Source organism: Mastigocoleus testarum BC008, assembly GCF_001456025.1.
Taxonomy (GTDB): Bacteria; Cyanobacteriota; Cyanobacteriia; order Cyanobacteriales; family Nostocaceae; genus Mastigocoleus; species Mastigocoleus testarum.
Window position 1 is genome coordinate 17,327 of record NZ_LMTZ01000121.1, and the last position, 13,223, is coordinate 30,549.

Here is a 13,223-nt window from a genome sequence, read left to right on the forward strand (position 1 = left end):
CAAAACCCCCTTGCGCTTGTCAATCCAACTGGAGTTCAAATAATTATGAAAATTACAGCTTTTAATCATTTAACCGGAGCCTTAGAAGAAAAAATATTTTCCTCAAAAACAGAAATCTTACAACGATGTGTAATTGGAAGACATCCCAGTTGTGACTTAATTCTCAACAGTCCAGAAATCAGTCGGGTCCATGGTATTATCCTGGCTCATCAGGGAAATCACTGCTTTATCGATCTGGCTAGTACCGATGGTTCTCGCATCAATAATCAAGAAGTTGAATTCAACCAAGAATATTCTTTAAAAGCCGGTGATGCGATCCGAATTGGCGATTTTATTCTTTTATTTGAAGAAATCAACGATGAATCGAAACCTTACTGGTTCCTAAAACCACAAGAAACCAGTAGTCCCAAACAAGTAACTATTGGTAGTGAAGTTCAACCTATATTTCGTTGTTCTCAAATCATAGATGAAACCCATGATGTAAAAACATTTCGCTTAGTTTCTTCTCAATCTACGGTATTTGATGACTACAAACCCGGTCAGTTTGTCACCCTAGATTTAGAAATTAACGGTCAGCAAGTAAAACGTTCTTACTCAATTTCTTCTAGTCCTTCACGTCCCCATGCTTTGGAAATAACTGTTAAGCGGGTTCCCTCAACTTCAGAGGTATCTAATATTCCCCCTGGTTTGGTTTCTAACTGGTTACACGATAACTTCAAGGTTGGTTCCTTAGTAAAAATCAGCCCACCAATGGGTAAGTTTACTTGTTTTGAACATCCCAACGAAAAATTTTTGTTTATCTCTGCTGGTAGTGGTATCACACCAATGATGTCGATGTCTCGATGGTTATGTGATGTAAAACCAGATGCTGATGTTATATTTGTTCATAGTGCGAAAACAGTAAGGGATATTATTTTCCGCCAAGAATTAGAGTTGATGGCGTCAAGGTACCCGAATTTTAAATTAGCTATTACTTTAACTGGTACTCATCATCCAACTTGGTCGGGTTATAGCGGTAGGCTAAATAATTTAATGCTACAAGCGATCGCACCCGATTTCAAAGAACGTCTTGTGTATGTTTGTGGTTCTGATGGATTTAGAAATGGTGTGAAAACAACCCTTGAAGGAATGAGATTCCCGATGTCTTCCTACCATGAAGAAAGTTTTGGCTCCAACAAACGAAGAAAATCTTTACCATCACCAAAACCAGAAATCCATAGACAATCGGAATTTTCTCCGCAAGATACCCATATAGCTGCCACTTCCTCAAATACTGATGTTGTAGTTTTTACTAAATCTCAAAAGGAAGTAATTTGCGAACCAGAAGAAACTATTTTAGAAGCGGCTCAAAGGGAAGGTATTAGATTACCCTATGGATGTCAGATGGGAGCTTGCGGTCAATGCAAGTTACATAAAGTGTCTGGAGAAGTTGTTTATGAAGAAGATTCTGATTGTGAAAATGATTTTGTTCTAACCTGCGTTGCTAAAGCTGCTGGACGTGTAACAATTGAAGGCTAGATTTACACAAGGTTATTATTACATAATGATATGTAACTAAAAATACTCTTATTTCTTTTACTTCTTCACTAAAATGCTTAAGCGTAACAAAGTATACTAATCATTAGTGCTACAGATAGAGCCTCTACAAACTTATCACTAGATCGATTTCGATCCTAATAATAAGAGATAAGAGGCTCTTATTATAGTGCTGTGTACAATGAAAAAAGACCATGCCCATAGGATGTTAAAGTCCAGCTACAAGAAACGAGAGGTTTTTTGGAGTGTAAGCACAGCAAAATTTTAATATTTACTTATATGTCTCAGGATTCATTAATGTCCTGAGCCAATTACTTATTTCTACAAATTTAGGTTAAGCTCTTTGGTTTCTTTAAATAAATTAATCAAATAGACAGATTAATTTATTAAATAGATTACTTTTAAATAAATTCTATGAAATTAGAGCACGTTTTAAATTTTTAGAACATAAATTTTTAGAACATAAATTTTTAGAACATAACTTTTGCAACAAAAACTTGTGCGATAAAAATATTACAGCACATATTTCTTAAGAACAGTCAAATTTGATAAAGAAAGTAGTATGTAAAATGAATAAAATATCGACCGCGTAAAATATTTTGTTATAAAAAGCGTTAATGCATGCTATGCTTTGAGTCTTGAGTTTTTGTTTGCATCTTCCCCCATAGCTACTTCCTAAGTGAAAATAAGTTATTTTTGATCGTTTTCAGTCGCATTGACAACAAACGCATTCGTAAAGTTATTTTCTATATTAGGCATGCATCTATTATCCAGCTCTATTGCAAATACACCTTAAGCCGTAGTAAATTCTATTTCTGAATCTTTTCTACCCCAGACATACTATAAATTTGAAGTGTGCTAGCAATTAGATAAGAGCAAAGTGTTTTGCTACTTACGTTTTCATGGAAATTTTCTATCTACTTGACCAGGGTGAGAATGTCTTTATTGGGTGTAATGAAACGCCCTACATCAAATACTTAGTTTTGGGAAAAATCATTTCCTTTCTACCAGCAGTACAAACTAAGCAAGAAATTAGCAGATAGACTTTGTAGGTATTTCGCCGAATAATGTATTTACCTACAACATAGTTTGCTTCTTATGCGTATGTTTTCAATTTTTATTTGAAAGTATATTTTCGCTTTTGAATTGTGAATTTTTCTTTAGGGTCTACTATGTATGATTTTTTTACTCGATATCAGACCGAGTCTATTTTTCTTTTTGCATATAAAAATATCTTATGGATTACTCTCCAAGCGTACTCACGATTTTTGGAGCTTTTAAGGGCGATCGCAATATCAATTGACGATTGCTTAACGTTAGTCTCAACACAGTGTATTCAACCAATACTGGGTAAGTCCTATGACTATTTATCAAGCAAACCTACTTACCAATATTGGTGTTTTAAATAACTTATAGTCAGAATGACGAAGAAAATTCAAATAGTACGATGAAAGATTGAATATAGTTTAAACACTTGAGTCGATGAATATTATCACAGAAAATTTCGAGCTCAAGCAGCACATCTCAAAATTACCATTACCGCAGCAAAGGGCTCTTCTATCTTGGTTAGGAACGCAAATCGCTAAAAGAGAATTGGAGGAAGAATTTGATATCCCTACAAAGCCAAGACGAGAGGTTTTAGAGATTAAGCGGGTTGGTAAATTTGCGTACCAGCTTGAGGCATTTGAATGTAGTAATAAGTACTGTTGGTGTAAAAAGCCATCAGGTAAGAAACATACTGCATGGTACGGCTATCAGTGGCGTAAAGATAGGGTTGTTTCTTGGTATATCGGCAAGCGTTTAATTGAGGAGGAATATTAGTTTATTATCGGTAATTTAAGCATTTCAACCAAGCGATTCTTATGCTTGGTTGATATACTGCTTAATCTCAAAAAGTCACAACATAGGGAATAAAAGGTATAAAAAGTATATGAGGAGTGTAATAATACAGATGATATAGTCTTTGCTGCAACTAACAACAAACAAAATCAGGAGGCAGAAATGTCAGAAGCGTTACGGCAAAAAAAAATTGTTGTTGTTGGTGCTGGTTGGGCTGGATTAGGGGCAACCTACCACTTAGCAAAACAGGGTTATCAAGTAACACTTCTGGAAGCAGGTTCCTACCCTGGCGGGTTAGTAGCAGGTTGGAAAACTAAGGGTGGACGTTCGACAGAAGCGGGGATTCATGGTTTTTGGTATCCCTACAGAAATATTTTCGCTTTAATTAACGAATTGGGAATTAACCCTTTCACTACTTGGACTCGTTCTTCACAATATTCTCCCATCGGTTTAGAAGCAGAATCACCTATTTTTCAGGATTTACCTCGGTTACCAACACCTCTTGGAACTTTTGTATACACCCAATTCCAACGTTTGCCCTTAGTTGATCGTCTTAGCGCTCTACCTTTACTTTACGCTGTTATTGATTTTGATAATTCAGATGCGGCATGGCGACGTTATGACTTTGTTACAGCAAGGGAATTATTCAAACAATTTGGTGTGTCGCAAAGACTATATAAAGAATCTTTTGAACCTATGTTGCTGGTCGGTTTATTCGCACCAGGAGAACAATGTTCCGCAGCAGCTACTTTGGGAATGCTTTACTTTTTTATCCTTGCTCATCAAGCAGATTTTGATGTTGTTTGGTGTAGAGGAACTGTTGGGGAAAAAATCTTCCGTCCTTGGACAGAAAAAATTGAACAAGCCGGAGGAAAAATCCTAACAAATCGACGAGTTACCGATTTAATCAGCGATAGTAACAACCAAATCACAGGTGTTGTCTGTGGTGATGAAGTTTTTACTGCGGATGCAGCGATTTTCGCAGTTGGTATTAATGGGATGAAAAAAATTGTCTCGGGTAGTCCCGTTTTGCAAAGCCGAGCAGAATTTCGGAATTTAAGTAATTTAGGGGGAATAGATGTTTTAGCAACTCGTCTGTGGTTCGATCGCAAAATTAATATTCCCCGTCCTTCCAATGCTTGTTTTGGTTTTGATTCCACTACCGGATGGACATTTTTTGATTTAAATGCTTTGCATGATGAATATAAAGATGAACCAGAGACAGTTGTAGAAGTAGATTTTTACCACGCCAATCAATTCATTGCCTTGGAAGATAAAGAAATTATTTCAATAGTTCATAATTATTTAACAACATGTGTTCCTGCTTTCAGGGAAGCAAAAGTTATTGACAGTAGTGTTATTCGTTTACCACAAGCAGTTACTCATTTTGCTCCTGGTAGTTATAGTCATATGCTTCCAGCTAAAACTAGTTTTTCTAACTTATTTATGAGTGGTGATTGGATTATTAATCGTCATGGTTCTTGGTCCCAGGAAAAAGCTTATGTTACCGGTTTAGAAGCTGCAAACCTAGCGATCGAGTATTTACAAGAAGGAGTGCCGGCTAACATTTTACCAGTGGAAGAAGACGAAGGACATATTCAAGTCGCCAGACGAATTAATCAAACTGTGCGCGAGGTGGGTAAATCAGTGTTACCTAATTTTTGGCTTCCCTAGTTTGATTTTTGCTATTGTTGATTTTTATTTCAAATTTAAATTTAATTATTATTTTGAATTTGATTTGTGTTGGTAGCTGGGAGATTGAGTTACTTAACTCGATTGGTGATTGCCCCAGAATAAAATAATACTAAGAGCGTCTTGATTGCCCATTTTTTAGAAATTAGTTTGTGTTTGGGGGAGCATAGAATAGAAATCCTACAAGAGTTTATAGGCTGGATAGATATAGCGCTACGTGCAAGTCATTAGCAGATCCATAGGTAGCGCAGCTAGAGGCTCAGCTCTGACTAACTTCACCTTGCGGACTCCAAAGCCGCAGGCTAAGCGAGGACATAGGTTTTATACTAAATCCGGGTTAATTACCCCTTTTTAGAATGAGAGAGGGAAGTGTGGGAGGTGTGGGAAGTGTGGGGGGAAATCCCAAAAAATATAAAGGGGTTTTNGTTTTAAGAATCGGATTTGGTTTTAGAACTCATCAATGTCCTAACATAGCTACGTAGTTCTACACATTAATAAGAAAGAATAAAAAAAACGGGTAAGGTACCCGCCTCAAAATCACTACTTGTGATTAGTTAACCTATTTTTAAACTCTTGGTAAAGATCTCACCGATACAATTAGTCTGAGAATTGCGAAATAAATCGGAATATTGAGATCTAAAAATTTATTGATTAGTACAACTCTGGATCTTTTTTCTGATGTTTAAACGATCCAATCCCTCTTTAATCCACTGCAAACACTCATATTCAGATCTAAATAATTTTGGCGCTGCAATATTATTTAACGAATCTGACGGGTAGTGGTCGTAAAAATATTTACCACCTTGATTAAAGACAATAATCAAATTATTCCGATATGTATAGCGAAGCTTAAAAGCATCACTATAAGCGACTAAATCGGAATGCAGATCGAGATGCTCCTTAGCTATCTTAATTATATTCTCAATGTTACTACCGTAGATAGTCGCAGGATTCTCTACCTTATGAAATTGACTATTATAACCAACAGCCGATAGTAATTTGTAGGAAAAAATATCGTATTTATCGGCTTTACCGAAAACAAAAGGAATGATGAGATATCCTTTGTATGAAACGGATTCCTCGTATAGTAGACGACCCATATCCAGTCTCCTTTGGTGTAAGTTTAAATACCAAAGCCCAAGCTGATTAATTAGGAAATATTTCTCAAGCAGATATAGCCCAAGAAATTATTTTGCTCTTAGACTTCTATCAAAGAAAGCTAGCGAAATATGGCATAAAATACACCCATACTCCCATTGTGTCTGAAAGTGCTGAGAGTATTTATTATAATTTATTCGCCAATTTTGCTGTTAGCTCTTTATTTAAAAATATCACACCAAATATAGTTAGAGTAATGCTTATTTAACTTTGAAATATAGAATGTATCTAAATTTTCATAAATTTCTATAGATAGTTTATGTAAATCTTAGTTAATAAACAGATCTACAAGAGCAGATAGGTATAATAAATCAATAATTCACACACCACCAATTCTTATTTAATGACAAAATATCACCTGACATAATACCTGTGAATATATTTATAAACTCATTACTAAAACCTAGACACTTTAAATTTTTCCAAATATCCATATCTAATATTAAACGTCAGCCTAAGGACATCATACTTTACTTAAAAATATTTAGATTAAACCGTAATCTAATGAACTTAATTACACCAATACCTAATTCAATCACTCGTCATTCTTCTAGAAATAAAAGTTAGTATATCCATTACAGAATTACCTATAGCGGATTGTAAGTAAGTGAGGTACAGTTCAGAAGCTGAAAGTCTGTTATCGAGAGAATTATACTCTTGGCCCTTGAATTCTTCCATAGGTCAAAACCCAGTAAAATTCGCGCCATAAATTACTACATGGAAAACCAAGCCTTCGATCCCACAAGAAAATAAAAAAAGCTTCAGATATAGTCGTCCTAAATCGTTTATAAAAATCAATATTGTAGAGATGCGACAGAACCTGAACAGCACCTATGACAAAAGGCTTCAGTGTTGCGCCTGTTGCATTTTACAGAATTTATCTGTTCGCAACTCAAATAGGATTCCTATAATTAGGAGCAATTTATCTAAGTTTCACGAATCAGTTACAATTTTTGTTAATAGATTTTTACTTTTCTCTGTTCACAATAAAAAGTAATTAATTGTAACCTATATAAATATTATTATCAGCAAATCATGACCAAAAAATAGACTGGATACAAGCCCCGGATTTATCCGTGGAAAGAAAAAATATATTTTCCTTATTTCAAGCCCCTCGATTTATCGATGGGATAATAATTTTGAATTTTGTTAGCGCAAGCGCGATAGCGTACCGGATCCGTAGGTAGCGCTGCGTGATGTTTAGCCATATTTTGAATTCCCCCGAAGGGGGTTGACATTACTTGTTATTAATAAGTTTAGAGTTTTGATATGTATGAAAAATAAAAAGCTGTGAAACTATAAGTTTCACAGCTTTAAGTGTGGTGTGAGGAGCTTAACTATATACAATCATACTAGCAAAATAGAATTGTAACAATTGTGTTAATACAATTTTCCTTGAAAAATAAGCATTCTTAGTTTTCCCCCGTTTTCATGTATATATAAATTAATCTGGGAAATTTATGTCATAAATAGTTAGTACTTAATAACCTTAAATTTAGTGGATAAAATTGCGAATTTATTTGAAAATGCCTAGTTTTAATATTTATCTTAAAGAATTTTTAGTTGTCAGCCAAGGAGAAAATAAAATAAAACTGCGGATTCTATCAGCTAAATCCACAGTTTACTTAATTGTGTGAGGAGACTTGAGTTGCATATACTATATGTCTAACCGAGAATTTGCCAACTATCTGTTACTGTTTTTGAAACCATTCAATTCAATTACGTGTTCACAAAATATTATGTTCTAAGTGGGAATATATTTTCAATCTCATTACTCATCCTACATTCTGATTCTATTGATTTTTGGAAATTTTATCGCTATTTTGGAGATTGTTTTCTATTTTTACCTCTTTAGATAAATATCTAAACCAGGTAAAGTATAAAGCTATGGATAAGACTATAAAGCCTAATAGCAAAAAACCAAAGGTATCCCAACGTTTCATCATAAAAGCTATTCCCGTCATAAATAAAGTTAGTTGCCAAGGTATAGCGACGAAAGTAGCTAAAATATCTCGTTGATTCTCTTGTTTGATTTTTGCTTGGATATTATTAGGAAGTTGTTCGCGTACTTCATCCCAAAATCCGAATGGTCTGGTAGTTAAATAAAAGTTGCTCGTTGTCTCCCATTCAGTTGGTTCTGTTAGAACTGTGGCTAAAATACAACCAACAAAAGAACAGATACTGGGAACTAGAAATAAAGCATACTCTTTAAATTGTGGTTCGCTTAAGCTAGGTTCTATCATTAACTTCGTAATAATTGCAGCTAGCATGCCAGCAATTGTGCCTATAGCAAAACCATAACCATTAAAACGCCACCAATACCAGCGCAATACTAATGGTACGGATAAACCTGCACCAAGACCCAAGGTAAGCCATCCCCAAATATCATTGATACTAGTGATATTGAAACTAAATAACAATCCCAGCAGAACTATAAGAATAGATGCAAGACGACCTTGCGCAACTAACTGACTTTCTGAGGCTTGGGGTTTGAGATAGGCTTGATAAATATCTTTGACCCAATAAGCTGCACTGGCGTTAATAATAGAGTCAAAGGTAGACATAGCTGCAGCAATAAAGCAAGCTATCAGTAGTCCTCTGGCACCAGTGGGAACGTATTCACCAATTACAGTTGGTAAAATTAATTCTGGATCGGAAATCACTTCTTTGGTGGCCCCATAATGAATGCCCAACATTGCAAAAGCTGTTACCAAAGGCCAACGAAATGATAGTAAGAAAATCCAAAAAAGAGATAATAAACCGGCTTCTCTGTCGCTTTTGGCGGCAAAATAGCGTTGGATCATATAACCACCAGCACCACCAAAGCCTTCCATAAAAACCTTCACCACGTAGAAAAAGATTACTCCACCAAATAAGTTAAAAATGGCGTAATTTCCTGGTAAATCAAGGGTAAATGACGGAGATATACTGCTCCAATCAGAAAAATTCCAATTGTATAATTCAAAACCTGTGCCATTAGGGATAGATACAGAAAAAGTTTCTGGAATAGTTGCAGTATGTAAAGCGATCCCACAAACATAAATAATTGCCAGAAAAATCAATATTCCCTGAAAAACATCAGTCCAGACTACTCCATAAAAACCACTGGCTACCGTATATACCAGTGCCATCCCAATGAGTAGTATTGATGCTGTATGGTCATCTACAGTAAGGAATTGACCTAAAAATTTTCCCCCGGCTACAGCAAAGTAACTCATCGCACCAATAGAAAATATGATATTCGCTACCGCGCTGATAATTCTGGCTGTATTACCTTCTCTTCCCGTTCCGAATCGTAAGCGCATCCATTCGGCTAGGGTCATTACTTTTGCTCTACGGTTCCACTTCCCCATAAAGACCATCAAAATTGCCATGATTAGAACTACTCCACCTCGGATTTCAATAAAAAATCCCTGAGTTCCCAAGGCATAAATTAAAGCTGCAATCACCATTGTCCCTGCTAAATCAGTATTAGAAGCCATTCCCGAAGCTCCTAAAACCCACCAAGGCAAATTACGATTGCCCAAAAAGTAAGATTCTATACCAGTTGATGCTTTTTTCTCTAAAAAAATACCAAATGCAATTATGGCAAGCAAGTAAATTGCAACAATGAAGTAATCAATCTCATGCATAAGACTTAATTTTTACTCACTATACACCACACAAAAAACTAAGAATGAATCATTCATTTTACTGGCAAGTTTAACTACTCAGTAGTGATTATTAATGTAAGTATTTTCTTGTTCAATGTTCGCATCCAAATTCAGAATAACTGCACTTGAAGCGATATGTACCCAAGTAATGATAGATATTGATACCGGCAAAGAGGTGAAAATACTTAACTAAATTCACCATTTTAAGTAGCTAAGTATGAACTAAGATACACTAAAATTTATTCTTGTGCTTCTAGCACAGTGATTATCCTTGCAAGCTTTATATTGCTGAGGTGCAAATTATTGTGAGCGTTAGAACAAAACCAAAATTCCCAACTGCAACACAAGCCTGAATTTCTTTACACAGTTTATTTCTTCAATTTTACCCACCGTTTAATATGTCAAGGACAAATCTAAACATTCTTGACAAGCAGTATAAAACTCAACGATATCTTGCAAGTTATTTGGCTTGCACGGGTGAAGATAATTTTCTAGTAAACTATGTAAGCATCTTAAGGCATTAATTTGCGCTTCTTTTCTAATTTTAATAATTAAAATATAACTTTACCCAGATACCTTCTCTCAAGCAAGAATTAATTTATTGGTAGATCTACTTCAATTTCTTAATTTACTCATATTTCAGAACAGGTTGAAGATTTGAACTCCACATAGCTTGCGGTTCGTCATTACTTAGTAATCATGATGAGTTATTTTTAGCCAGACAAGTTTTACTTGGTGCTTACACAAAAGTGACGTAATATCCCTAAAAACTGTTATCTTTATCTTTTTTAGAAGATGTAATAGCTATTGCAAGCTTCTGCTAAGTACTAAAGCAATACTTTCTTCTATTCGTAGTAGTAATTTTTGTTTTCTCAAATATTTTTATTTATAGATTGGGATCGCTTAAGATGAAGAAAATATTAGGTTTTACAGGATATAAAATAATATTTTACGACTTTTATTCATACTTATTAATGGGATATATTTTTACTGTTCTAAAAAATTATTTAAGTCTTCGTTATACCTAAGAACAATCACAATTAACTATATAGATATTCATTATCGTTTCATTGGTAGGATTTAAATAGTAGCATGTACATCTTGTTTAAAGTAAGAAAATCTAACCTAAATTACAATAAAAAATATTATAAATTATTTAAATAAAACTTAATTCGGAAAATATAAATTTATATAAAGAGCTTTATTGCTGAAGATTGATTCTTTTCGCAGGGTAAGAGTTAAATAATTTCAAATGCTAAACTTATAGATATAAGCTTATTTATTGAAGATTTATATAAATTCTTTATATGAATAAGGCTATACATAATCAATTATGTCACTAATATTAATTAGTAAATATTAAGACCTTTTATTGCTTAATTATAAGTGGCTGATTAATTAAATTAAGTCAAGAAAATAATTTAAATATTTGAAAATAAATCAACAAAATATTTATTTGTAATTAGATAGGATATTTTTTGAGATTGCCAAATTTTCAGAACTTCAATATTTAAATCTCCCGCAAAAAGATGATAAAAAGTTATTATTACTTACACCTATATCTACTTAATGTTGACAAATACATAATTTTCATATAAACCTAATTATAGATGTCGTGGTCAAAAGCAAAAAACATAGTTAGTGATGTAAAAGCTGAACTATAGTTCTATAAAAGCTTTAATTTGGAGGTGCGTGCAAAGGGTTAACACTAACTAAATTTGCTTAATTTAGTGGCAGTTTCTGGTTATCTCAAACTTTAGGAAAACAAATTCTTAAAATTTGACTTCCTTGGTTATTTAACCCCTTGTCCAATGAAGAATTTAACTTCTGAACCAAAACAACTTATGAAAATTGCTCAGATTGCCCCGTTGTGGGAAAGAGTTCCGCCTCCTACTTATGGAGGAATTGAGCTTGTAGTGGGTCGTTTGACTGATGAACTTGTGCGTCGAGGTCATGAAGTTACCTTGTTTGCTTCAGGTGATTCGCAAACATTGGCATCTCTAGAAGCTGTTTATCCTCGTGCATTACGCTTGGATTCAAAAATTCAAGAACGACCTTTGTACGAAGTACTAGCGCCTAGCCAAGCTTATCAGCGAGCTACGGAATTCGACATAATTCATTCCCATGTGGGAGTTTGGGCATTACCTTTAGCTGAGGTAGTCTCAACACCAACAGTACATACTCTACATGGTCGGTTTAGCCGGGACAGTGGCGAAATATTTGGTTATCACTCAACGCAACCTTATATCAGTATTAGTGATGCACAACGTCAAATAGATCTTAATTATGTTAAGACTGTTTATAACGGCATTGATATTGGCAATTACTCTTACTATCCCAAACCTCAAGATCCACCTTACCTGGCGTTTTTAGGACGTTTCTCCCCAGAAAAAGGACCACAACATGCGATTGCAATTGCCAAGAAAACAGGTTGGCGATTAAAAATGGCAGGAAAAGTTGATGTAGTAGACGTCAAATTCTTTGAACGAGAGATTGCACCTCTGATTGATAACCGGCAAATTGAGTTTCTAGGTGAAGTCAATCATGCTGAGAAAGCAGATTTGCTTGGTAATGCATCCGCCACTCTTTTTCCTATTACTTGGGACGAACCTTTTGGCTTAGTAATGATTGAATCAATGGCTACTGGTACACCAGTAATTGGTATAAAAATGGGTTCAGTACCTGAAGTTATAGCTCATGGAAAATCAGGTTTTGTTTGTCAAACCTATGATGAGATGGCAGAGATGATCCCAGCAGCTTTAGAATTGGATCGTAAAACATGCCGAGAATATGTAAAAAATAACTTTACCATTACCCAAATGGTGGATGGTTATGAAGCTGCTTATGAGAAAGTGTTACAAGGTTCTGTAAAAAATTATCCTTCCCATCCTGCTCGACTCTACCCGTTACCAAAGATAGTGTCATGAGTGAGTAGCGATTTTAAAACAAAAGAAAATATACCAAGCTACTGAGAACATACTTTACTTGAAAATACCTGGTTGCTTCCTGCAGATGTAACTTACTAGTAGAAAAAAGTAGAGATGTTTAGTTTATAACTTCAGTAAGCAAGATCCATAGAAGATGTATGGACCCTTTGTGAATCGAATTTTTTGGTACTTTGAAGAGATAGTTACAGAATGTAATGTCTCGCTCGAAATACCTCTACGGATTTTATTCACTAGCGCAATCTCCAAGTTTTTTGCTTTTCTAGAACATAAATTAATATAGCTTTTGTAGGGGAAAGGGATACCTTTCCTTATTTTTTTTCACGCCCTCATACCAAATCCGATTTTTAAAACCTCTTTATATTTTTTGGGATTTCACCCCACACTTCCCACACCTCCC

At 34.8% G+C, this 13,223-nt stretch carries 6 protein-coding genes; 4 read left to right on the forward strand and 2 right to left on the reverse strand.

The features are described 5' to 3' along the window. Positions 1-45 precede the first annotated feature (45 nt). The 3 genes from BC008_RS31295 (at position 46) to BC008_RS31305 (ending at position 5,049) form a co-directional block, all read left to right on the forward strand. Positions 46-1,518, forward strand: a complete 1,473-nt coding sequence (locus BC008_RS31295; RefSeq protein WP_201026129.1) for an FHA domain-containing protein — start codon at positions 46-48, stop codon at positions 1,516-1,518. 1,500 nt (positions 1,519-3,018) lie between these two features. Beyond that, positions 3,019-3,357 carry a hypothetical protein gene (locus BC008_RS31300; RefSeq protein ID WP_027844600.1) on the forward strand — a complete coding sequence of 113 codons (339 nt, stop codon included), beginning with the start codon at positions 3,019-3,021 and terminating at the stop codon, positions 3,355-3,357. A gap of 180 nt (positions 3,358-3,537) precedes the next feature. Further along, positions 3,538-5,049, forward strand: a complete 1,512-nt coding sequence (locus BC008_RS31305; protein WP_027844599.1) for a hydroxysqualene dehydroxylase — start codon at positions 3,538-3,540, stop codon at positions 5,047-5,049. Between the two features lie 662 nt (positions 5,050-5,711). Here the strand turns inward: BC008_RS31305 and BC008_RS31310 are convergent. Then, positions 5,712-6,167, reverse strand: coding sequence for a hypothetical protein (locus BC008_RS31310; RefSeq protein ID WP_027845929.1), 456 nt, complete (start codon positions 6,165-6,167; stop codon positions 5,712-5,714). Between the two features lie 1,851 nt (positions 6,168-8,018). After that, positions 8,019-9,857: a sodium:solute symporter family protein gene (locus BC008_RS31315; protein ID WP_036267749.1), complete on the reverse strand. Its 1,839-nt coding sequence runs from the start codon at positions 9,855-9,857 to the stop codon at positions 8,019-8,021. Positions 9,858-11,722: 1,865 nt separating this feature from the next. Here BC008_RS31315 and BC008_RS31320 point away from each other — a divergent pair. Further along, positions 11,723-12,805, forward strand: coding sequence for a glycosyltransferase family 4 protein (locus tag BC008_RS31320; RefSeq protein WP_027845928.1), 1,083 nt, complete (start codon positions 11,723-11,725; stop codon positions 12,803-12,805). Positions 12,806-13,223 lie beyond the last annotated feature (418 nt).

Excerpts from the sequence above, each read along its gene's own strand:
- BC008_RS31295 (WP_201026129.1), top strand. The coding sequence starts at position 46 with ATGAAAATTACAGCTTTTAATCATTTAACCGGAGCCTTAGAAGAAAAA.
- BC008_RS31300 (WP_027844600.1), top strand. The coding sequence starts at position 3,019 with ATGAATATTATCACAGAAAATTTCGAGCTCAAGCAGCACATCTCAAAA.
- BC008_RS31305 (WP_027844599.1), top strand. The coding sequence starts at position 3,538 with ATGTCAGAAGCGTTACGGCAAAAAAAAATTGTTGTTGTTGGTGCTGGT.
- BC008_RS31310 (WP_027845929.1), bottom strand. The coding sequence starts at position 6,167 with ATGGGTCGTCTACTATACGAGGAATCCGTTTCATACAAAGGATATCTC.
- BC008_RS31315 (WP_036267749.1), bottom strand. The coding sequence starts at position 9,857 with ATGCATGAGATTGATTACTTCATTGTTGCAATTTACTTGCTTGCCATA.
- BC008_RS31320 (WP_027845928.1), top strand. The coding sequence starts at position 11,723 with ATGAAAATTGCTCAGATTGCCCCGTTGTGGGAAAGAGTTCCGCCTCCT.